Source organism: Salinivibrio sp. VGrn1 (assembly GCF_009377995.1).
Classification (GTDB): domain Bacteria; phylum Pseudomonadota; class Gammaproteobacteria; order Enterobacterales; family Vibrionaceae; genus Salinivibrio; species Salinivibrio siamensis.
This window is the reverse complement of sequence record NZ_SATA01000009.1, coordinates 80,537-104,265: the sequence shown is the minus strand read 5'-3', so window position 1 is coordinate 104,265 and position 23,729 is coordinate 80,537. Positions and strand designations below refer to the sequence as shown.

Below are 23,729 nucleotides of genomic sequence, written 5' to 3'. Positions count from 1 at the left end.
AACCGTGTGCGTGGAGGTCGCGGTGCTGTCTACCGTATTGCCCGCGTCATCCGACGAGCTCACGACCACCTCGAACTCGGTGTCCGCCGCCAGGTCGCTGCCGGCCACGTCCACGCTCCACTCGCCGTTTTCATCCACGGTGGTGGTGTACTCGGTGCCGTTGATGGTCATGGTGACCGGATCGTTTGCGGCGATGTCGCCGCCGCTCGCGCTGCCGGTGACCGTGATGGTCTCGCCCGCTTCTTGCGCGTTGATCACGTCATCGTTGGTGATGTCGTTCACGCTGACCGTGCCCGCATCCGCGGTTTGGTCAACCGTGTGCGTGGAGGTCGCGGTGCTGTCTACCGTATTGCCCGCGTCATCCGACGAGCTCACGACCACCTCGAACTCGGTGTCCGCCGCCAGGTCGCTGCCGGCCACGTCCACGCTCCACTCGCCGTTTTCATCCACGGTGGTGGTGTACTCGGTGCCGTTGATGGTCATGGTGACCGGATCGTTTGCGGCGATGTCGCCGCCGCTCGCGCTGCCGGTGACCGTGATGGTCTCGCCCGCTTCTTGCGCGTTGATCACGTCATCGTTGGTGATGTCGTTCACGCTGACCGTGCCCGCATCCGCGCTGGTATCAATGTCTGCTTGATCACTCCCCGGCGCTGAGGTGTTGCCGGAGGTATCGGTAATGGTGGCTTCTACGGTGAGGGTTTCACCGTCTTCGGGTGTGTCTGGGAGAGTGACGATGACAGAACCATCGGTAATATTATCTTCCGTCACGGTGAACGACTGTCCATTCACCGTTAACACATCGCCTGGATTGGCGTTGGTGCCGGTAAGATCGATAGACACTCGAATACCGTCGCCAATTTCTTGGCTGCTAATCACACCATCATTGTTTGCATCGTTGAGGATAGTGACCCCAGGGGCGTTGGGGGCAGTAACGTCCACCAAGCGACCAAAACCGTCTTCTTCGTTAGTACCAATCGCACCTGTATTGGTCGCCACCGAGTCGGTATCAAACCCGGAACTTGCGATGGTCTCGCTTCCATCACGCTCCAAGTTGACATAGCTCCATGAACCACTACCCGTTGCTTCACCACCTGCAGCGGTCGCTTGGTCTTCTTGAATGGTGATCTCGCCTTCACCTTCCAAGATTTGTTGTTGAATGTCGGCTATTTCGTCTTGCACGTCTTGCGGCAAATTATCAATCAAGGATCCGGGCTCACCGCCTTGCGATTCCAACGTGAGCAATACGCCGTTGCTCAATGCAATCACAGCATCGCTGTTGTCGGGCAATACAAGCTCCGTTCCTGCGGGAAATGACATTCCCTCAGAAACCGTCATAGGCGCCCCATTGACAAGAACAACACCGTTTCCTTGAATATTTTCGACAATTACGTTGCGAGATAGCGAGATTGATTTCATAGCCGGACTCTTTAGCTAAACAAAGTGTGATCTGCTTTCAGAAAAAGCGAACCTTAATACATTATCGGTCTAATTAGACTTATCCGAAAGTGATTTTACTAGGAAATGTGCGCTTTATACGGCTCAAAAATGAGACAACAACGAGACTTAAACTACGGCAGTGCGATGACACGAAAGTTATTCGCAAAGAAGAGGTTATTCCACTTTCTTGTGCCATGTGCATCACAGCTTGTGATGAATACTGGTCACACTCGCCTGCCGAATAAAATCCTCGATATAATCCTCTTTCTCTCCAGCACGTATTCCTAGATGGATGGCTTTATTGATGCCGCTTTTTCCCATACGCAGAACATGTAAGTTAAGTTGTTGTTGGTACTCTTTTGCCAGCCACTTCGGTAAGGCCGCAATGCCTCGGCCTGCGGCAACCATTTGTAGCATAATATCTGTTGTTTCAATGGTTTTGTGTTTGCGTGGCGCACAATGTGCCGGGGCGAGAAACTGCGTGAACACATCTAAACGCGCTTGGTCAACAGGATAGGTGATGAGCACTTCTTGTGTCACCTGATGGGGTTCGACATGAGACTGCGATGCCAGCGGGCTCTGTGGATGAGTCACAAGCACTAATTCGTAATCAAACACGGAGACGTATTCAATACCTGGTTTAAACAAGGGATCCGGAGTGACGAGCACATCAATATCATGACCAAATAATGCCCCTAGACCACCGAATTGAAACTTTTGTTTCACGTCAACATCCACATCCGGCCATTGGTGCAAGAAAGGCTCAACCACCTTAAACAGCCACTGATAGCAGGGGTGACATTCCATGCCAATGCGCAGGGTGCCGCGCTGACCTTGTGCAAATTGTTTAAGTTGTTGCTCGGCATGCTCAAATTGAGGGAGCATACGCTCAGAGAGGGTCAGCAAGTACTCACCAGCCTGAGTGAAATGTAATTGTCTGCCTGATTTTTTCCACAGGCTAACGCCTATCTGACTCTCTAATTTTTTCATCGCATGACTAATGGCAGATTGGGTGAGATAAAGCGTCTCTGCCGCGGCGGTAAGCGATCCTTGCTCTTTAATTGCACGCAGAATATGCAAATGGTGACGTTCTAACATACCCACTCCATGACAAAATTTCATCGATTAATGAAATAATGCCACTTTAGTTCATAACGGGAAAGCCCTATGCTGAACTCAACTTAAAGGAGGACGTATAGATGGCTAAAACTCATAATCTCGGCTTTCCACGTATCGGCGCACAACGTGAACTCAAATTTGCACTCGAGCGTTATTGGCGTGGCGATTCATCACAGCAAGATTTAACCAATACTGCGGCGGCTCTACGCCGTACCCATTGGCAACAACAAGGTAAGCTCGATGCCGTTCCAGCGGGTGACTTTTCTTTTTATGACCATGTACTCGACACCAGCTTTTTAGTCGGCAATGTCCCTGATCGTGTGGCTGATCATCAAGATAACACCCTCGATAACTATTTCCGCGTCGCCCGTGGCCGCTCGGCGAACGATACTGGCTGCCAGTGTGTCCACGCTGGTGAAATGACCAAATGGTTTGACACCAACTATCACTACATCGTGCCAGAATTCACAGCACAAACCACCTTTAGCTTGCATGCTGAAAGTCTATTGGCGCAAATAGAAGAAGCCAAACAAACCGGTGTTCAGGCCAAACCTGTTTTAGTCGGCCCCGTCACGTATCTGTGGTTAGGTAAAGAAAAAGATGCTTCTAACAAGCTGGATCTGCTTGATGAACTCTTGCCAGTTTATCAATCGCTCCTGAGCACGCTGGCAGAACAAGGTGTTGAATGGGTTCAAATCGATGAGCCTATTTTGGTCACTGAGCTTGCCCCTGCGTGGCAAACAGCAATAAAAACCACGTATCAGACGCTAAGCCAAACCAACGTGAAGTTATTGCTGGCAAGCTACTTCGGCGAGCAAGCTGAAAATCGTCAATTGGCGCAATCCTTGCCCGTTGACGGTTGGCACCTGGATGCGATTCGTGGCCGAGGGGATGTTGCGTCGTACCAAGAAGCACTTGGCGATCACCAAGTCCTGTCTCTTGGTGTGATTAACGGCCGTAACGTTTGGAAAACCGATCTTAATGCCACGCTAGCTTGGCTTGAACCCATTCACCAAGCACTGGCCGATCGTCTCTGGCTCGCCCCCTCTTGTTCATTGCTCCATGTGCCCGTCGATTTGACCAGCGAACACAAGCTCGATCCTGAAGTAAAAAACTGGCTCGCCTTTGCCCATCAAAAGCTTGATGAATTGGATGTACTTGCCAGCGCGCTCAACCATGGCAAGCAAAGCGTTCAACAAGCACTGGCCGACAACCGCCAGGCTATTGAGAGTCGTCAGCAGTCACCACGCGTGCACAACCCTAATGTGCAAGCTGCATTGGCGGCGATTACACCGCATCTGGGTAAGCGACAACGCCCGTTTGCAGAACGCATTCGCTTGCAACACGAGCAGCTCAAACTGCCACGCTTCCCGACCACTACCATTGGCTCATTCCCTCAGACTAGCACCATTCGCCAAACGCGCTTGCAATACAAAAAAGGCGAGATTGATGCGGTGACCTATCAGGACATTATGCGCAAAGAGATCGCCCATGCGGTCGACAAACAAGAAGCTCTCGGGCTCGATGTCTTGGTCCACGGTGAAGCCGAGCGTAATGACATGGTGGAATACTTTGGTGAACAATTGGATGGGTATGTGTTTAGCCAGTTCGGTTGGGTGCAATCGTATGGCTCTCGCTGTGTGAAGCCGCCGATTTTATTTGGTGATATCGAACGCCCGAAAGCAATGACCGTAGAATGGACGCAGTACGCACAATCTCTCACCGATAAGCCGCTCAAGGGCATGCTTACCGGACCGGTGACGATTCTCAACTGGTCGTTTGTCCGCGATGATCAGCCGCGAGCGCAAACCTGCAACCAACTGGCACTGGCGATCCGCCAAGAGGTGCAAGATCTCGAGAAAGCTGGCACCAAGATCATTCAGATTGATGAAGCAGCCCTGCGTGAAGGCCTACCGCTGCGTCGCAGTGAATGGCAACACTACCTCGACTGGGCCATCAGTGCGTTTAAAATTGCGGCTAATGGCGTGAATGACGAGACGCAAATCCACACCCATATGTGCTACTCCGAGTTTAACGATATTATTGCATCGATTGCGGATATGGACGCTGACGTCATCACCATTGAAACCTCACGCTCGGATATGGAACTGCTGGACGCGTTTGATCACTTTGATTACCCCAATGACATCGGCCCAGGCGTTTACGATATTCATTCCCCCAATACGCCCACTCAAGCACAAATTGTGGGCTTGATGAACAAAGCCGCTGCGCGGATCCCCGAAGAAAGGTTGTGGGTGAACCCGGACTGTGGATTAAAGACCCGGCAATGGGATGAAGTGATCCCGGCCCTAGAAAACATGGTCGCCGCAGCAAAAACACTTCGCCAATAACCAGCGTCAATGGCGCTACGTCAGCAAGGCGAAGAATCAAGATAGCATCAAATAAAAAAACGCGCCACGGATAACTCCGGTGGCGCGTTTTTTTATCGCAAAAGAAAAGGGAGCCTGAGCTCCCTTTTCTCCAGAATCTTAGCGACGGATGCCTAGACGCTTGATAACGTCCAAGTAACGGTCAACGTTGTTCTTTTTCAGGTAGTCCAGCAGCTTACGACGACGTGAAACCATGCGTAGCAGGCCACGACGGCTGTGGTGGTCACCTTTGTGCTCAGCGAAGTGCGATTGCAGATCGTTGATTGATGCGGTCAAAAGGGCGATTTGAACTTCTGGTGAACCAGTGTCGTTCTCAGTTTTACCAAAATCAGCAACGATTTGTGCTTTTGCTTCTGCAGTCAGAGACATAATGCTCTCCTAATAAGAGTGTGTGATTATCATGCACCAGCCAATCTCTGATTCAGCCGGTGCCCGAAGGCGCGTATTCTACTGACTTTCGTCTAAGGTAGCAATCTATCCACGCCTCTTTTTGCCGTCAACACGCGCGAAGGCATCATGTTTCTAGCGTGCGTCGGGCTGGCGACTGGCCACCAAACGACGCGGTGCTACCAAGCCATCGGCGTCAATTTCTCCCACCCCAATAAAGTGACGCTCATCGCCCGCCGTTAAGCGAACAAAACCACTCGTGGGAGCATTGGGCACTTGAACCGCTTGCCCTTGCAATGCATAGCTGGCCATCACCGGCAGCAAGTTAATTTCACGTAAGTCTTGCACCGCGGTATCGAGTGGCAGCAACAAAGGATCGAGCAACTGCTTAGGCTGGATCTCTTGCTCTCTGGCTTGATTGAGCAAGCTTTCCAGTTGCTCAAGCGTCACCATCTGGCGCGTTGGGTAGGCTGATACGCCAGTACGACGTAAGGCCGTCACATGCGCCCCACAGCCCAACATTTCACCCAGATCGTCGACGATAGTGCGAATATAAGTGCCCTTGGAACAATGCACTTCCATTTCTATCTCGTCACCTTCAAAGCGCAGCAATTCGATCTGATACACCTTGATGGTACGCGCTTCACGCGGCACCTCGATACCTTGGCGCGCGTATTCATACAAAGGTTTCCCTTGGTACTTCAGCGCCGAGAACATAGAAGGAATTTGCTGGGTTTCACCCCGGAACTTAGCAATACAACGCTCGAGTAAGCCTAGGTTAACTTTCACATCTCGGGTTTCCACCACGTCGCCATCGGCGTCAGAGGTGTTCGTCCGCTCACCCAGCTTTGCGACCACGCGATAACGCTTATCAGAGTCGAGCAGAAACTGGGAGAATTTGGTGGCTTCGCCCAGGCAAATGGGCAACATACCGGTTGCGAGTGGATCAAGTGCGCCCGTATGGCCTGCTTTTTCGGCAAAAAAGATGCGTTTTACTTTTTGTAAGGCATCATTAGAGGTCATGCCCGTGGGCTTATCTAGCAGGATAATACCATCGACTGGACGACCTCGACGACGTTGACGACGCGCCATCTGTTACTCCTCACCTTTGTCATCTTCACCACGGCGCTCATCATCGCTGCGCACCGCTTTGCTTACCAAGTTGGAAATACGAATTCCCTCAGTGAGTGACTCATCAAACACAAACGTCAGCTCTGGGGTCACACGCAAACGAATGGCCTTTCCAACCAAAGAGCGGATATAACCACTCGCTTCATTGAGGGCTTTGAGGCTTTCTGTCGGTGCTTGCTCGTCAACGGTTAAAAACGTGACGAAAACCTTCGCGTACGCCAAATCACGTGAAATCTGAACATCAGAGACAGTGACCATACCAATGCGCGGATCTTTAATCTCGCGCTGCAGTATCAGTGCAATTTCTTTTTGCAGCTGATGGGCGACGCGGTCTGTGCGGCTAAAATCTTTACCCATTTTCTTTTCTCTCAATAAAATGGGGGTAAGCGCATGCGCCTCCCCCCACGGTGTATCCAAACAACCTGGTTGATTTATACGCTTAATCAGTCGATTGAGCGCTGAATTTCAACCGTTTCATAGACTTCAATCTGGTCACCAACGCGAACGTCATTGTAGTTCTTCACGCCGATACCACACTCGTAGCCTTTTTTCACTTCGTTCACATCATCTTTGAAGCGACGCAGTGATTCTAGCTCACCCTCGTAGATAACCACGTTTTCACGTAGTACACGGATTGGGTTGTTACGCTTAATCACACCTTCAGAAACCTGACACCCGGCAATGGCGCCCAGTTTCGGTGATTTGAAGACATCGCGTACTTCTGCCAGACCGATGATTTCTTGTTTGAACTCAGGCGCAAGCATACCGCTCATCGCTTGTTTCACTTCATCAATCATGGTGTAGATGACAGAGTAATAGCGCAGATCTAAGCTTTCATTTTCAATGGTCTTACGCGCCGCCGCATCCGCACGGACGTTAAAGCCACAAATGATCGCATTAGACGCAGCGGCCAAGACAGCGTCAGTTTCAGTGATACCACCGACACCTGAGCCGACGATCTTCACTTTCACTTCATCCGTTGACAGTTTCACCAGTGAATCTGCAATTGCTTCGACAGAGCCTTGAACGTCCGCTTTCAGCACGATATTCAGCTCAGCCACTTCACCTTCAGCCATGTTCGAGAACATGTTCTCCAGTTTGGCTTTTTGCTGACGCGCCAGTTTCACGTCACGGAACTTGCCTTGACGATACAGCGCCACTTCACGGGCTTTCTTCTCGTCACGCACAACCGTGGCTTCGTCACCCGCTGCTGGCACACCAGACAGACCGAGGATCTCAACCGGAATTGACGGACCCGCATGCTCTACGTCTTGGCCATTCTCATCACGCATCGCACGGACACGGCCATATTCCAAGCCACACAGAACGATATCACCTTTGTTCAAGGTACCTTCTTGAACCAGCACTGTCGCGACAGGACCACGGCCTTTATCAAGACGTGATTCAACCACCACACCGCGCGCCATGCCTTGCTCGACCGCTTTCAGTTCAAGCACTTCTGATTGCAGCAAGATAGACTCAAGCAAGCCATCAATGTTCTGGCCTTGTTTTGCCGAAACATGCACGAAGATGTTTTCACCACCCCATTCTTCTGGGATAACGTCATACTGTGCTAGCTCGTTTTTCACGCTGTCAGGGTTAGCGCCTTCTTTATCCATCTTGTTGACGGCAACAATCAAAGGCACACCTGCCGCTTTCGCGTGCTGGATAGCTTCTTTGGTTTGTGGCATCACGCCATCATCAGCTGCAACCACCAAGACAACGATATCCGTTGCACCCGCACCACGTGCACGCATCGCGGTAAACGCGGCGTGTCCAGGGGTATCTAAGAAGGTGATCATGCCATTGTCGGTTTGTACGTGATACGCACCGATGTGCTGGGTAATACCGCCCGCTTCGCCCGTCGCAACGTGCGCTTTACGGATGTAGTCAAGCAGCGAGGTTTTACCGTGGTCAACGTGACCCATGATAGTTACCACCGGCGCACGTGGTGCGGCGGGTGCATCGCTATCACGATCCGAGAGTACAGCCTCTTCCAGCTCGTTCTCTTTACGTAGGATAACCTTGTGGCCCATTTCTTCCGCCACTAATTGCGCGGTTTCTTGGTCGATCACTTGGTTAATAGTCGCCATCGCACCCATTTTCATCATGGTTTTGATGACTTCGGCGCCTTTAACAGCCATTTTGTTGGCCAGCTCCGCTACGGTGATGGTTTCGCCGATTTCAACTTCACGGTTTACTTTCTGCGCTGGCTTTTTAAAACCATGCTGCATCGATGATGGCTTAGCCATGCGGCCTTTGCCTTTTCCACCTTTGCCACGACGGCCGCGAGTGGTTTTATCCTCAGCGGCATTCGCTTTTTTCTTCTTCTTACGACGCGGGGCGGCACTTTCTTCGCGACGATCCGCCTCGTCTTCTGCCTCACGGGCATACTCGGAAGTGACTGTATGGTGATCAGCCGCCTCCATGGTATTGAGTGCTTTGTCTTGATCTGACCAGCGTTCTTGATTTGCTTCTGCCATTTTGCGTGCCTCTTCTAACTGCCGCTGACTTTCTTCTTCAGCTTTACGCTTGGCTTCCTCTTCCTGGCGACGCTTAAGTTCATCAGCTTCTTTCTTCGCTTGCGCATCAGCAGCTTGAGCTGCAGCAGTATCCGCTGCGTTTTCTTTAGACTGCTCAGTGTTCGGTTGCGCTTGCGGCTTGGCTTCACGCTTAGCTTTTTCTTCGGCTTCGCGTTTGGCTTTCTCTTCTGCTTCACGTTTGGCTTTTTCTTCCGCCTCACGCTTGGCTTTCTCTTCTGCTTCGCGTTTCGCTTGCTCTTCGGCTTCTAGACGCGCTTTTTCTTCGGCTTCGCGTTTCGCTTGCTCTTCCGCTTCTTGCGCTGACTTTTGCTCTTCAAGGTCGCTACGCTTCACATAGGTACGCTTCTTACGCACCTCAACTTGGACATCTTTGTTCTTTCCGCCAGCCCCTGACACGCTCAGTGTGCTACGTTTCTTGCGCTGAAGCGTCAGACGCGTCGGAGCATTGCCGTTATCACCGTGCTCACGCTTTAAATGCGCGAGCAAAGCTTGTTTCTCATCTTGGCTTACCTGATCGTCAGCCGACTTTTGCATACCAGCTTCTTTAAACTGCTTCAGCAGACGATCGACTGGCGTATCAATTTCCTTCGCCAGTGTATGTACTGTAACCTCTGACATTCTGCTCCTCCTTTGCCGTCTTTACGCTTCGTCGCTGAACCAGCAGATATTACGCGCGGCCATAATCAGCTCACCTGCACTGGTCTCATCTAATCCGTCGATATCTAACAGATCGTCAGTACCTTGATCAGCCAGATCTTCCAAGGTCTTCACGCCTTTAGCGGCGAGTTTAAAGGCCATTTCACGAGAAAGACCATCCAGTGCCAGCAAATCTTCGGCAGGTTCAACATCTCCCAGCGACTCTTCTTGTGCCAGCGCGATGGTGGTCAACGCTTCTTTGGCACGTGCGCGCAAAATCTCGACGGTGTCTTCATCTAGTCCATCGATTTCGAGCATTTCGCTGGTTGGCACATAGGCCACTTCTTCAAGGGTGGTAAACCCTTCTTCCACCAAGGTTTCGGCAAAGTCTTCGTCAATATCGAGGTACTTCACGAACAATTCGACAGAGGCTTGCGCTTCTTCCTGGTGTTTTTTCTGTAGATCTTCAACCGTCATCACGTTCAGTTCCCAACCGGTTAGTTGAGATGCCAAACGGACGTTTTGACCATTACGGCCAATCGCCTGCGCCAAGTTATCCGCCGCAACGGCAATATCCATGGAGTGCGTGTCTTCATCGACGATGATAGAGGCTACGTCGGCCGGCGCCATGGCATTGATCACAAACTGCGCCGGGTTATCATCCCACAACACGATATCAATACGCTCACCACCCAACTCGGTCGATACGGCTTGCACACGCGCACCACGCATACCCACACAGGCGCCCACAGGGTCAATGCGTTTATCGTTGGTTTTCACGGCAATTTTTGCCCGTGAAGCAGGGTCACGCGCCGCGCCCATCAGCTCAATCATTTCTTCGCCAATTTCTGGCACTTCAATGCGGAACAGCTCACTCAGCATTTCCGGTTTTGAGCGAGTCATGAACAGTTGGAAGCCACGTGCTTCAGGACGGACGGCGTAGAGTAAACCACGTACCCGATCACCCGGGCGGAAGTTTTCACGCGGCAGTTGATCTTCACGCTGGATAACCGCTTCCGCGTTGTTGCCTAGGTCAACGATGATCACATCACGGTTAACCTTCTTGACCACACCGGTAACCAGTTCACCTTCGTTGTCCATGAACTGCTCAACCACTTGCGCACGTTCAGCTTCACGCACTTTTTGTACGATCACTTGCTTAGCCGTTTGGGTGGTAATACGGTCAAAGGCAACAGATTCAATCTGATCTTCAACGTAACCACCCAACTCTAAGGTTTCGTCTTCGTACTGTGCGGCTTCTAGCGTGATTTCACGCGTAGGCTGTGTCACTTCATCAACCACGAGCCAACGGCGGAATGTATCGAATTCACCGGATTTGCGATCAATGGCGATACGTACATCAATGTCGGCTTCGTACTTCTTTTTGGTTGCCGTTGCCAGTGCGGTTTCCAGTGCCTCAAAAATACGCTCACGCGGAACGGCTTTTTCGTTTGAGACCGCTTCGACAACAGCCAAGATTTCTTTATTCATCTACTAATGCCTCATTTACTCTTAAAATGAAGGAACCAGGTTTGCTTTGGCGATATTACTCAAGGCAAACGCCTCATCTTGGCCGTCAACGCGAACCGTGATGGTATCGCCATCGACAGAAAGGATTTCTCCTTTCCACTTACGGCGGTTTTGCATAGCCATTTTCAGCACGATGTTCACTTCATGCCCGATGAATTGCTGATAGTGATCAGCGGTGAACAGTGGACGATCAACACCTGGTGATGACACCTCTAGGTTGTAAGCCACTGTGATTGGGTCTTCTACATCCAACACTGCGCTCACTTGACGGCTCACGTCGGCACAATCGTCGACGGTAATGCCATTTTCATGGTCAATAAAGATACGCAGTGTCGAATGTTGGCCAGCTCGAACAAATTCAAGCCCAACCAACTCATAGTCCAACGCCTTAACTGGCGCGGCCAAAAGTTCAGTCAGTTGTTTCTCTAATCCTGTCATTCCAAACCCCAGAAATAAAAAAAGGGCTTAAAAGCCCAGTTACTATCCGAATGGTCTTCTTCAGATAACAAAAAACCCCGAAGATCGGGGTTTAATGTAACTGGACCCTGATGCTACGCCAGCAGCGTAGCCGTTATCGCTGGTGTCGGAATCATCTCAGCAATAACGAGAGAGTAACTCTCTGCACAAAGGCTTATTGGTCCGCTTCGTGCTGCCCCGAGGGCAAAAAGGCTAGCACGTGGCTAGCCCGGTTAGCGTGGCTTTAGTAAGAAACGCTAACGCGTTATTCAGTTTAGCCGTTATGTTAACAACAAACTTGAAATTGGTTGTGGGAAGCGGATTTTGTCACGCCGTGCAATGGCGCCGACCGGAGGTCGTGTTGATTGCGTTCAACCTGATATTTCACTTCACCAACCTAAAATTGGTTGCGGGAGACGGATTTGAACCGCCGACCTTCGGGTTATGAGCCCGACGAGCTACCAAACTGCTCCATCCCGCGCCCGATGGCGACTATTATATCGCTTTTTGCAACAAAGGTGCAAGCAAATGCCCTTTGTGAACTTGGTGCCGAGAGCGGGACTTGAACCCGCACGCCTATAAAGGCACTACCCCCTCAAGATAGCGTGTCTACCAATTCCACCACCTCGGCTCAATTTTTACTGAGGGATCTCACTGTTATCAACAGGGATTTCGTCCTCTTTTGGCGCCGCTTGCTGTTGTGTAGCAGGCTCGCTTAAATCTTCAAAACCGCCTTTTGCTTCAGGCTTATGTGCAGTGAGGTTACCAAGCACCAAGCTCAGGGCAAAAAATGCAATTGCAAAACCGGTTGTCATTCGGGTCAAAAAGTTTCCAGAGCCGCCAGAGCCAAATACTGTATTTGATGCTCCAGCCCCGAACGAGGCTCCCATATCTGCGCCTTTACCTTGCTGAACCAGAACCAGGCCAATTACACCGATTGCGGCCAACAGATAAATCACAAGTAGAATTTCGTACATGGTTCCACCTATGCTCCAGGTTGTTGAGCCGGCAGTGTTACTTCTCAGCCAGCGCAGCCCCCTTTGTTGGGAGCGGGTGAATACTAGCGAAAGCGCGGTGACGAAACAAGAGGAAATTGCAAAAAACCTTGATTTCGACGCTGTTTGCGCAATCTATGACCACCCGCTCGACCGTTATCAACAATTCGCCTTCACCGCCTCTGCGATTTCCAGCGCATAAGCGTGGACGTTGTCGGCCTCAGGCCCTTCCACCATCACTCGGATTAAAGGTTCAGTGCCCGATTTACGCAACAGTACACGTCCTTGTTCGCCCAGCTTTTCCTCGACACTGGCTTTAGCTGCCAGTACAGGCGCGCTTTGTAACGGGTCAACCGTGCCGCTAAAACGGACGTTCTCTAACACCTGGGGCAGTAGCGTCATGCCATCGCTTAAGGCTTTAAGATCCATCCCTGTCGCGGCGATGCTCGCCAGCACTTGCAACGCGGCGACAATACCATCACCGGTAGTGACCTTATCCAGCACAATGACGTGGCCCGAGTTTTCTGCACCGATCCGCCAGCCTTTCTCTTGCAGCTTTTCCATCACATAACGGTCGCCCACTTTGGCGCGCGCAAACGGAATGCCGAGAGACTGAAGCGCAAGCTCCATCCCCATGTTGGTCATCAGGGTACCAACGACACCGCCTTTCAATTCACCACGGCGCAGGCTCTCGCGGGCGATAATATACGCAATTTGGTCGCCGTCGACTTTGTTGCCAAGGTGATCCACCATGATCACGCGGTCGCCATCACCGTCAAAAGCGATGCCTAAGTCCGCTTTTTGTTCGAGGACTTGTTTTTGTAACGCACGAACGTCCGTGGCCCCCACCTCATCGTTTATATTGGTACCGTTGGGCGCACAGCCAATGGTGGTCACCTCCGCACCGAGTTCACGAAACACAGAAGGCGCAATGTGATAGGTGGCACCGTGAGCACAATCGAGCACAATTTTTAAGCCACTCAGGCTTAAAGCGCTCGGGAAGGTGCCTTTACAAAACTCGATGTAACGCCCGGCCGCGTCGTTAATGCGGCTGGCTTTACCTAACTCAGCCGACTCGACACAAGTCAGTGTTTTTTCCAGCTCAGCTTCAATCGCTAACTCAACCTCATCAGCCAGTTTAGTGCCTTCTGAGGAGAAGAATTTAATCCCGTTATCATAATGCGGGTTATGTGACGCCGAAATCACAATCCCAGCTTCCGCGCGGAACGTTTGGGTTAAGTAGGCAATCGCAGGTGTCGGCATGGGGCCGGTAAAGGCGGCTTCTAGACCCGCCGCAGAGAGCCCCGACTCCAACGCCGACTCTAACATATACCCAGAAATACGCGTGTCTTTACCAATCAGTACCTTACGCGTGCCTTGTTGCGACAACACGCGACCTGCGGCCCAGCCAAGCTTTAGCATAAATTCCGGCGTAATGGGAAATTCGCCCACCTTGCCACGCACACCATCGGTGCCAAAATACTTACGCTCTGTCATTATTTTTCTTCTCCTAATTCATTTTTTACGCGCGCTGTCATGGCGACCACCTTGAGCGCATCAGCGGTTTCTTTCACATCATGGACGCGAATGATCTGTGCGCCTTTCGCCGCCGCCAAGGTGGCACAGGCAAGGCTACCGCCCAGAATATCCTGCGGCGTTTTATCTAACATTTTATAAATCATTGACTTGCGTGACATGCCTGCTAATACAGGTAATCCGAAGTCATGAAAAGCATCGAGATCCGCGAGAAGCTGATAGTTGTGCGCCAACGTCTTACCAAAACCAAAACCGGGATCCAGAATAATATTCTGTCGACGGATCCCCGCCTCAGTGCAGGCCTCGATACGTGCTGCTAAAAACGCTTTCACGTCCCCCACGACATCTTGGTAGTCAGGGGCCGCTTGCATTGTCCGTGGTTGTCCTTGCATGTGCATGATGCACACAGGCACTTGCAGATCCGCTGCCGCTTCCAACGCACCAGGCGCTTGCAGCGCTCGCACATCATTAATGAGATTGGCGCCTGCTTTTACTGCGGCACGCATCACACCAGCCTTACTGGTATCAATCGAAATCCAACAATCAGATTGCTCACGAATCGCTTCAATGACTGGGACAACACGATTGATCTCGTCTTGCTCTTCTACATCAGCAGCACCTGGGCGTGTCGACTCGCCACCAATATCTAAAATGGTGGCGCCGTCGGCTAGCATCTGCATCGCTCGCTCAACCGCTATATCGCGGTGCTGAAACAGGCCGCCATCTGAGAAAGAGTCCGGCGTCACATTCAAGATACCCATGATGACAGGGCGAGTAAGGGGGAGTGCGTTATTCTTGTGGGTTATTTGCATGTGTTTGTTTCCAAGCACGATCAAAAAAACCCCGACGTATCGGGGTTTGCATTCATGGGGATTTACGCTTCAGATTGGTTTTCTGAATCAAGCGGTTTTTGTTTTTTGTCGTCAGACTCGCTCGCTTTCGAGGCATCCGGTTTGCTCGGCGTATCATCTGAAGATGAACCGCCATTACCGCCTTCCCAGCCTGCGGGCTCTCGCACGTCACGGCGAGCCATCAGATCATCAATCTGCGCTGCATCAATGGTTTCGTACTTCATCAAGGCATCTTTCATCGCGTGCATGATATCGAGGTTTTCTTCCAAGATTTGCTTGGCGCGATCGTAGTTGCGGTCGATGATGCCACGAATTTCAGCGTCAATGAGTCGGGCTGTCTCATCGGAGATATGCTTGGTTTGCGCGACCGAGCGTCCCAAGAAGACTTCGCCTTCTTCTTCTGCATACAGAAGCGGACCCAATTTTTCCGAGAAGCCCCACTGCGTGACCATTTTGCGAGCAATATCCGTCGCTCGCTCGATGTCATTCGACGCCCCCGTCGAGACTTTTTCTTTGCCGTATATCAGCTCTTCGGCCAAGCGTCCGCCATAAAGGCTTGAAATCATCGAGTCGAGATGCTGACGCGACATGCTGATCCTGTCTTGCTCAGGCAAGTACATGGTCACACCCAATGCACGTCCACGTGGGATAATGGATACCTTATACACAGGGTCATGTTCAGGCACCAAGCGGCCAACAATTGCGTGACCCGCTTCGTGATAGGCGGTTGATTCTTTGGTTTCTTCCGACATCACCATTGAACGGCGCTCTGCACCCATCATGATTTTGTCTTTCGCCAGTTCAAACTCGACCATCGATACGACACGTTTGTTACCACGCGCAGAGAACAATGCTGCTTCGTTAACAAGGTTAGCCAAGTCAGCCCCTGAGAAGCCCGGCGTACCGCGCGCAATCAGTGACGCATCGACATCATTACCTAGCGGTACTTTGCGCATGTGTACTTTGAGAATATGCTCACGGCCACGCACATCTGGCAAGCTCACCACCACTTGACGGTCAAAACGACCAGGACGCAATAGCGCAGGGTCCAACACGTCTGGGCGGTTCGTCGCCGCAATGACGATAACGCCTTCGTTGCCCTCAAAGCCATCCATTTCGACCAGCATCTGGTTTAAGGTCTGCTCACGTTCGTCATGACCTCCGCCAAGCCCAGCGCCACGCTGACGACCGACAGCGTCGATTTCATCGATAAAGATGATGCAAGGTGAGGCTTTCTTCGCTTGCTCGAACATATCGCGGACGCGTGATGCACCCACACCCACGAACATTTCCACGAAATCGGAGCCGGAAATGGTAAAGAACGGTACTTTGGCTTCACCCGCAATCGCTTTGGCTAGCAAGGTTTTACCGGTACCCGGAGGGCCGACCATGAGTACGCCGGTTGGGATTTTACCCCCTAACTTTTGGAAACGGCTTGGGTCGCGCAAGTAATCTACCAACTCCTTTACGTCTTCTTTGGCTTCATCACAGCCTGCAACGTCGGTAAAGGTCGTTTTAACCTGCTCCTCACTCATCATTTTGGCTTTTGATTTACCAAAAGACATGGCGCCTTTGCCGCCACCACCTTGCATCTGGCGCATGAAGAAAATCCACACCCCGATAAGCAGTAGCATTGGGAACCAAGAAATGAAGATCGATGCCAACATACTTGGCTCTTCAGGTGGCGTCCCTTTCACGCGCACGTTCTTGTTAAGCAAATCATCCAAAAGCTTTGGATCATTCATCACAGGCATAAAGGTGACATAGCGTGAGCCGTCACGTCGGGTGACACTCAGCTCACGATCGTCAAATTTTACTTCCTGTATTTGATCGTTGCCGATTTCGCGTACGAAAGAGGTATAGTCGACTTGACGACCGGCGCTGTCCCCTGGTCCAAAGCTTTGGAACACAGACATTAAGACAACGGCGATAACCAGCCACAGAATCAAGTTTTTTGCCATGTCACTCAAGGTGTTAGCCTCGCATAACTGAGATAGATAAATGTAAGGGTACTACAGTTTATAACCTGTAGCCACAATGTAGACTTCTCGCGACCTTGCACGGGATGAGTCGGGTTTTCGAATTTTGACCGCTGTAAACATTTTACGCACCTCGGCCAAATACTGATCAAAGCCTTCGCCTTGAAAAACTTTTACCACGAAGCTGCCTTTCGGCCCCAGCACTTCACGGCACATCTCTAATGCCAGTTCGACCAAATACATCGCTTTGGGTTGATCGGCCGCCAGATTGCCGCTCATGTTTGGCGCCATGTCAGACATCACCACATCAACTTGGTTGGGTTGAATGCGCTCGAGCAAGGTGTCGAGCACCGCTTGTTCGCGAAAATCCCCTTGAAGAAAGCTAACACCTGGCATGGGATCCATGGGTAGGATATCGCAAGCAATCACTTGCCCGTCATCACCGACTTGTGTCGCGGCATATTGCGACCAACCTCCAGGCGCAGCGCCCAGATCGACCACTGTCATTCCCGGTTTCAAGATGCGATCTTTTTGCTGAATCTCTTCTAGCTTAAAAATAGCCCGAGACCGATATCCTTTTTTCTGCGCTTCATGAACGTACTTATCGTCGAAGTGTTCTTTCAGCCAGCGTCCTGAGCTGGCAGAGTGTTTTTTATTCGCCATGTTGTTCCTACTACGCCCGCCAATGCACCACATTCATATAAAATTCAGGCAATTGTGTGCGTTAGCTTATTCTCAAAGACAGACTCACTCTCACCCAGCAGACGACGTGCATGGCATCTGCCCACTTTCTACTGTTTCAGTTTGTGGTGAGATGGCGTTAGAATGGCATGTTTTCAACCCCTAGCAAATAGAAATCGAGCCAACATGAAACTCAGCACCAAACAAAAACAGTATCTCAAAGGACTGGCTCACCCGCTTAAGCCTGTAGTCTTAATGGGCGCCAATGGTTTAACTGAAGCCGTGGTCGCTGAAATTGAGCTTGCGCTTGACCACCACGAGCTGATTAAAGTGAAAGTGGCCTCTGAAGACCGTGAGACCAAAAACCTGATTATCGACGCGATTCTACGGGAAACAGGCGCCGAAAAAGTGCAGGTGATCGGTAAAACTTTGGTCATTTATCGCCAAAGCGACGCACGCAAAATTGAATTACCACGCAAATAATCACCTGTGTGATCAAGTACGTGCTGTAGCATAACAAAAAGGCCGCATTGCGGCCTTTTTACTGTGTCAGCATCGGAGAAAAGTTACATTCCGTAACACTTTCCTACACGTAATCGACGCTATCAATTTCGAACTCTTTGACGCCACCTGGGGTGGTGATGCTCACTTCTTCACCTTCTTCTTTACCAATCAGGCCGCGAGCAATGGGAGAATTCACCGAAATCAAATTCGCTTTGATGTCAGCTTCATCATCACCCACGATCCGATAGGTCACTTCTTCGTCAGTGCTCACGTCAATCAAGGTGACCGTCGCGCCAAAAATCACTTTGCCATTATTCGGCATCTTGGTGACATCAATCACCTGTGCCACCGACAGCTTGTATTCGATGTCACGGATTTGCGCCTCACAAATGCCCTGCTCTTCACGAGCCGCATGATATTCTGCGTTTTCTTTTAAGTCGCCGAGCTCACGCGCCTCTGCAATGGCGTTGGAGATCTCAGGGCGACGCTTGATCAACTTGTCTAGCTCTTCTCGTAGCAGCTGCTCACCGCGTACGGTCATTGGCACTTTATCCATAAATGACATTACCTCTTTCAATCCACAGCAAAGGGATTTTGGCAAAACAAAGCCACGCCCAAACAGAGTATCTGGGCGCGGCGGAATTCAACGCTTTTTTTAGATTGTAAACAAGAATTCGCGCAAAATCATCTCTGATCCGGTGATAGCGTGAGCCATCCATCGGCTATCCGCTTCGCCCCCAGCCCAGCTGACGGCCTGGCCACCCCGAACGGCTTGTCTTCAAGGCTAGACAGGGTAGGATGGCATGCATGCGCAAACAAAAAGGCTTTTACCATGCTGTCCGCTCTTTTCCGCCGCCTCGCCCCCATGGCGGTTTTCCTCGTGCCGTTTGCATCGGCCTCGGCGCCGTCGTTAACACTGGAACAACTGACACCGCTACTCCCCAAAGGCAGCCAAGTCGCGCTATGGGTGAGTGATGCGCAGCAAAATCAGCCCCAGATCAGTGAGCAAGCCGATGCGCTGCTGCCTCCGGCCAGTACACAAAAACTCCTCACCGGACTCGCCGCTCGGCTTTATTTACCGAGCACTTTCCGTTTTTCCACCCGATTGGTGCAAACCGGTGATGACATCGCCCTTATTTTTAACGGTGACCCCTCACTGACTCGAAAGGATATTCGTCAACTGCTGAGTCAATTACCGCGTCGTGGTCTCGATACCATTAACAATCTCTATCTGGATGGGCATGCGTTTGCTGGTCGTACCCGTGCGCCTGGCTGGCCATGGGACATTTTAGCGGTCTGCTACAGTGCACCTTCCACGGCAATCACCCTCAATCACAACTGTGTGCAAGGTGCGATTTATAGCCAGCCTGATAGTACGTTGACACGCGTGCATGTCCCTGACCACCAGCCCGTTTCGGTAGAGAACCAAGCGCGAGCGGTAAGCGAGGACGAACAAGCTACCCGCCATTGCGGGCTCGATCTCACCGCGACACCGCAAAATACGTATTATTTTTCCGGTTGCCTCCCGCATCGGGAGCGTCCGCTGCCCCTCAACTTTGCCGTACAGACCCCTTCGACTTACGTCAAAGCCATTGTGGCCGATGAGCTCGCGCGCCTGAATGTGCGTGTGAAAGGCGATATCCGAGTGGCGCGGGCGCCCAGCCAGTCACGCGAGTTGGCTCGTCACCAGTCAGCGCCCCTTACCTCACTACTCACCACGATGTTGCGCGACTCTGACAACCTCATTGCCGACAATCTTCTCAAAGCCTTGGGGCGCCGCTACTTTCAGCAGCCTGGCTCTTATCGCAATGGCGTCGCGGCGGTGAAAGCGATATTGCAGGAGGCTGGGATTGACCTATCACAGGCTGTGCTGGTCGATGGCTCAGGGCTGTCTCGTAATAACCGTCTCAGCGCCCGCCAACTGGCGCAGGTGATGCATTACATCACCACTCACCCGTCACTTGGCATGGTTAAAATGCTCCCCACTGCCGGTGTGGATGGTACCCTCAAGTATCGCCAGAGTATTCGCCACGCCCCCATAAAAGGACGTTTAAAGGCCAAAAGTGGTTCGCTGTATGGCAGCTTTAATCTAGCTGGGTTTTTGGAGGATGATTCAGGAAACCAGCATATCGTGGTGCAACTTGTCAGTCATTATCATCCCGAGGAAGACGCACAGCCGGAGAATGTGCCCTCGCCGATTACTCAGTTTGAGCGTGAATTTTATATGGCGCTGATCCGCGGTCAGCTACTGCCTACACGAGCGCCATCTCACTGAACAAAAAAGCCCGCCAAGATGGCGGGCTCATACGCGTTGACAATCATACTGTTATGATTTGGTCAGTACCCGTGCATGCAACGATTGCACCGGATTGACTTTACTCATGTCGGCGGCCGTTAACGCCATACAGGTCGCGAAAGCAGCATTCAAGGTGGTGGTATAATTCACTTTAGCCGCCAGTGCGCCACGGCGCAGCACTTTTGAGTCCTCAATCGCTTGACGCCCTTCCGTGGTATTGACGATATAGCTGTACTCACCGTTTTTGATGCGATCAAGAATGTGTGGTCGCCCTTCATGTACCTTATTGACCAGACGCGGATTGATGCCCGCCTCGCCAAGGATCACCGCGGTGCCGTGGGTCGCGTCGAGCTCAAAACCAAGCTTGAGCAACTTCGCCGCTAAATCCACCACGCGCTGCTTGTCATTATTGCGCACCGATAACAAGGCACGTCCACCCTCGCTGTAGGCTTTACCACAGGCTAAATCCGCTTTGGCAAACGCTTCGGCAAAGGTATCACCGACACCCATCACCTCGCCGGTCGAGCGCATTTCAGGGCCCAGCAGTGGATCAACCCCTGGGAATTTATTGAACGGCAGCACTACCTCTTTGACCGAGTAATAAGGTGGAATCACCTCTTTAACAAACCCTTGCTCGGCCAGTGAGCGTCCGGCCATGACCCGTGCTGCAATTTTCGCGAGCGGGACACCGGTCGCCTTGGACACAAATGGGACCGTACGCGCCGCACGCGGGTTGACTTCAATGAGATAGATTTCATCATCTTTCACCGCAAATTGGGTGTTGACCAAACCTTTGACGCCTAGCTCCAACGCCAGCTTACGCACCTGTTCACGCATGCGATCTTGGATATCGTCACTGAGGGTATAAGCTGGTAGCGAGCAAGCGGAGTCACCGGAGTGCACGCCAGCTTGCTCGATGTGCTCCATAATGCCGCCAATCACGGCGGTTTCACCATCGCACACGGCATCGATGTCCACTTCAGTCGCATCATCCAAGAAATGATCCAGCAGGACTGGCGACTCATGCGACACACTCACGGCCTCGTTAAAGTAGCGGCGTAGGTCGGTTTCATCATAGACAATTTCCATCGCTCGCCCGCCGAGGACGTAGGACGGACGCACCACCAGCGGATAACCAATTTCTTTGGCTTTCTCCACTGCTTGTTCCAGTGCGGTGACGGTGGCGTTAGCAGGCTGCTTAAGGCCAAGGCGCTGCACCGCATCTTGGAACCGCTCGCGATCTTCAGCACGGTCAATCGCATCTGGGCTGGTACCGATAATCGGCACACCCGCCGCTTCTAAGTCACGGGCAAGTTTAAGTGGCGTTTGCCCACCGTACTGAACAATGACCCCTTCAGGCTTTTCAACGTTCACGATGGCGAGTACGTCTTCCAAGGTGATCGGCTCAAAATAGAGGCGGTCAGAGGTGTCATAATCGGTAGAAACGGTTTCAGGGTTACAGTTGACCATAATGGTTTCAAAACCATCTTCACGCAGGGCCAGAGATGCGTGGACACAGCAGTAGTCGAACTCGATCCCTTGCCCGATTCGGTTCGGGCCACCGCCAATCACCATGATCTTCTTCTTATCCGTCGGCTGTGACTCACACTCTTCATCGTAGGTAGAGTACATATACGCGGTGTCAGAAGAGAACTCAGCGGCACAGGTATCCACACGTTTGTAGACAGGATGAATCTGGAACTTGTCACGCAGTTTGCGTACTTCAATTTCCGACACGCCTAACAAGGTTGCCAAACGGACATCAGAAAAACCTTTACGTTTTAACTGACGCAGCGCGGCTTTGTTGAGCCCCGCGAAGCCTTGCTCACGCACTTGCTGCTCATGTTTGACAATGTCTTCAATTTGTACCAAAAACCAGCGGTCGATATTGGTGAGATTAAATACGCCATCGACCGACATACCGGCACGAAACGCATCGGCAATGTACCAAATCCGTTCGGCGCCGGGCTCTTTGAGTTCATGACGAATTTTAGTTAACGCCGTATCGTCATCCAGGTTTACCATCTCATCAAAACCCGCCGCACCCACTTCCAGACCGCGTAATGCTTTTTGCAGTGACTCTTGCTGGTTACGGCCAATCGCCATCACCTCACCCACTGACTTCATCTGGGTGGTTAAACGGTCGTTCGCGCCGGCAAATTTTTCAAAGTTAAAGCGTGGGATTTTAGTCACGACATAATCGATGGTCGGCTCGAACGAGGCGGGCGTTGCGCCACCGGTGATATCGTTCATCAACTCGTCAAGGGTAAAGCCCACCGCCAACTTGGCTGCCACTTTCGCAATTGGGAAGCCGGTCGCTTTTGAGGCCAATGCCGAAGAGCGTGATACCCGCGGGTTCATCTCGATGATCACCATGCGGCCATTTTTGGGGTTAATCCCAAACTGTACATTTGAGCCGCCGGTTTCAACGCCAATTTCGCGCAAAACAGCCAACGACGCATTGCGCATCAATTGGTATTCTTTGTCGGTCAGGGTTTGCGCCGGCGCCACCGTGATAGAGTCCCCCGTGTGGACCCCCATGGCGTCGAAATTTTCAATCGAGCAGACAATGATGCAGTTGTCGTTTTTATCCCGCACCACTTCCATTTCGTATTCTTTCCAGCCAATGAGTGACTCATCAATCAACAACTCATTGGTGGGGGATAAATCGAGGCCGCGCTCGCAAATCTCTTTGAACTCTTCCTGGTTGTAGGCAATGCCCCCACCAGTGCCTCCCATGGTAAAGGAGGGACGGATAATACAAGGGAAGCCCACTTCGTCGAGCACCTTGTGCGCCTCATCCATGCTGTGGGCGATGCCCGCACGCGGACAATCCAAACCAATGCTTTGCATCGCCTCATCGAAGCGATGGCGGTCTTCGGCTTTGTCTATTGCGTCAGCGGTGGCACCGATCATTTCCACGCCAAATTCGGCTAAAACGCCATGGCGCTCGAGATCCAGTGCACAGTTCAAACCTGTCTGGCCACCCATGGTTGGCAGTACGGCGTCAGGGCGTTCTTTTTCGATGATGTGTTTCACCACCTGCCACTGGATAGGCTCGATGTAAGTGGCATCGGCCATCTCTGGGTCTGTCATGATGGTGGCAGGGTTGGAATTGACCAAGATGACACGATAACCCTCTTCGCGCAGGGCTTTACACGCTTGTGCCCCTGAGTAGTCAAATTCGCAGGCTTGGCCAATGATAATCGGGCCTGCGCCCAAGATAAGGATGCTTTTTATGTCTGTGCGTTTTGGCAT

18 protein-coding genes and 2 tRNA genes are annotated in these 23,729 nt (G+C 51.7%); 3 read left to right on the top strand and 17 right to left on the bottom strand.

The features are described from left to right. The coding region (locus EHW56_RS13095) for an Ig-like domain-containing protein (protein ID WP_152800430.1) at positions 1-1,416 on the bottom strand (1,416 nt) is incomplete at its 3' end. A gap of 222 nt (positions 1,417-1,638) precedes the next feature. Continuing rightward, a complete protein-coding gene (locus EHW56_RS13090) occupies positions 1,639-2,535 on the bottom strand; it encodes a LysR family transcriptional regulator (RefSeq protein WP_152799896.1) in 897 nt (298 codons plus the stop codon). A gap of 101 nt (positions 2,536-2,636) precedes the next feature. On the opposite strand from EHW56_RS13090, the gene metE reads away from it, so the two are divergent. Next, entirely contained in the window at positions 2,637-4,907 is a 2,271-nt protein-coding gene (gene metE, locus EHW56_RS13085) for a 5-methyltetrahydropteroyltriglutamate--homocysteine S-methyltransferase (protein ID WP_152799898.1), read from the top strand. A gap of 138 nt (positions 4,908-5,045) precedes the next feature. Here metE and rpsO read toward each other — a convergent pair whose 3' ends face one another. The 13 genes from rpsO to rlmE all read right to left on the bottom strand — a co-directional run bounded on the left by rpsO (position 5,046) and on the right by rlmE (position 17,653). After that, positions 5,046-5,315, bottom strand: a complete 270-nt coding sequence (gene rpsO, locus EHW56_RS13080) for a 30S ribosomal protein S15 (RefSeq protein ID WP_046075122.1) — start codon at positions 5,313-5,315, stop codon at positions 5,046-5,048. A 153-nt stretch (positions 5,316-5,468) separates the two neighbouring features. Beyond that, positions 5,469-6,425, bottom strand: a complete 957-nt coding sequence (truB, locus tag EHW56_RS13075) for a tRNA pseudouridine(55) synthase TruB (RefSeq protein WP_046075121.1) — start codon at positions 6,423-6,425, stop codon at positions 5,469-5,471. A 3-nt stretch (positions 6,426-6,428) separates the two neighbouring features. Further along, positions 6,429-6,821 carry a 30S ribosome-binding factor RbfA gene (gene rbfA / locus EHW56_RS13070; protein WP_046075120.1) on the bottom strand — a complete coding sequence of 131 codons (393 nt, stop codon included), beginning with the start codon at positions 6,819-6,821 and terminating at the stop codon, positions 6,429-6,431. A gap of 86 nt (positions 6,822-6,907) precedes the next feature. Continuing rightward, entirely contained in the window at positions 6,908-9,625 is a 2,718-nt protein-coding gene (gene infB, locus EHW56_RS13065) for a translation initiation factor IF-2 (RefSeq protein WP_077667051.1), read from the bottom strand. A 21-nt stretch (positions 9,626-9,646) separates the two neighbouring features. After that, positions 9,647-11,134: a transcription termination factor NusA gene (gene nusA / locus EHW56_RS13060; RefSeq protein WP_077578313.1), complete on the bottom strand. Its 1,488-nt coding sequence runs from the start codon at positions 11,132-11,134 to the stop codon at positions 9,647-9,649. A gap of 21 nt (positions 11,135-11,155) precedes the next feature. Next, positions 11,156-11,611 carry a ribosome maturation factor RimP gene (gene rimP, locus EHW56_RS13055; protein ID WP_046075117.1) on the bottom strand — a complete coding sequence of 152 codons (456 nt, stop codon included), beginning with the start codon at positions 11,609-11,611 and terminating at the stop codon, positions 11,156-11,158. Positions 11,612-12,033: 422 nt separating this feature from the next. Next, positions 12,034-12,110, bottom strand: a tRNA-Met gene (locus EHW56_RS13050). 63 nt (positions 12,111-12,173) lie between these two features. After that, a tRNA-Leu gene (locus EHW56_RS13045) sits at positions 12,174-12,260 on the bottom strand. Positions 12,261-12,267: 7 nt separating this feature from the next. Then, positions 12,268-12,606: a preprotein translocase subunit SecG gene (gene secG / locus EHW56_RS13040; protein ID WP_046075116.1), complete on the bottom strand. Its 339-nt coding sequence runs from the start codon at positions 12,604-12,606 to the stop codon at positions 12,268-12,270. A gap of 177 nt (positions 12,607-12,783) precedes the next feature. Then, positions 12,784-14,121, bottom strand: a complete 1,338-nt coding sequence (glmM, locus tag EHW56_RS13035) for a phosphoglucosamine mutase (protein ID WP_046075115.1) — start codon at positions 14,119-14,121, stop codon at positions 12,784-12,786. Continuing rightward, positions 14,121-14,972, bottom strand: coding sequence for a dihydropteroate synthase (gene folP, locus EHW56_RS13030; RefSeq protein ID WP_152799900.1), 852 nt, complete (start codon positions 14,970-14,972; stop codon positions 14,121-14,123). Before folP ends, glmM begins: the two co-directional genes overlap by 1 nt. 62 nt (positions 14,973-15,034) lie before the next feature. Then, positions 15,035-16,972: an ATP-dependent zinc metalloprotease FtsH gene (gene ftsH / locus EHW56_RS13025; protein ID WP_152796353.1), complete on the bottom strand. Its 1,938-nt coding sequence runs from the start codon at positions 16,970-16,972 to the stop codon at positions 15,035-15,037. 51 nt (positions 16,973-17,023) lie between these two features. Next, positions 17,024-17,653 carry a 23S rRNA (uridine(2552)-2'-O)-methyltransferase RlmE gene (rlmE, locus tag EHW56_RS13020; RefSeq protein WP_152799902.1) on the bottom strand — a complete coding sequence of 210 codons (630 nt, stop codon included), beginning with the start codon at positions 17,651-17,653 and terminating at the stop codon, positions 17,024-17,026. 204 nt (positions 17,654-17,857) lie between these two features. Between rlmE and yhbY the strand changes: the two genes are divergently transcribed. Next, the gene (gene yhbY, locus EHW56_RS13015; RefSeq protein ID WP_046075111.1) at positions 17,858-18,154 is read left to right on the top strand and encodes a ribosome assembly RNA-binding protein YhbY; all 297 of its coding nucleotides are present in this window, start codon (positions 17,858-17,860) and stop codon (positions 18,152-18,154) included. A 103-nt stretch (positions 18,155-18,257) separates the two neighbouring features. Here yhbY and greA read toward each other — a convergent pair whose 3' ends face one another. Then, entirely contained in the window at positions 18,258-18,731 is a 474-nt protein-coding gene (gene greA / locus EHW56_RS13010; RefSeq protein WP_046075110.1) for a transcription elongation factor GreA, read from the bottom strand. A gap of 276 nt (positions 18,732-19,007) precedes the next feature. On the opposite strand from greA, the gene dacB reads away from it, so the two are divergent. Continuing rightward, positions 19,008-20,450 (top strand): serine-type D-Ala-D-Ala carboxypeptidase, encoded by a 1,443-nt coding sequence (dacB, locus tag EHW56_RS13005; RefSeq protein ID WP_227486548.1) that lies wholly within the window; start codon positions 19,008-19,010, stop codon positions 20,448-20,450. 51 nt (positions 20,451-20,501) lie between these two features. Here the strand turns inward: dacB and carB are convergent, their stop codons facing one another. After that, positions 20,502-23,729, bottom strand: coding sequence for a carbamoyl-phosphate synthase large subunit (gene carB / locus EHW56_RS13000; RefSeq protein ID WP_077578309.1), 3,228 nt, complete (start codon positions 23,727-23,729; stop codon positions 20,502-20,504).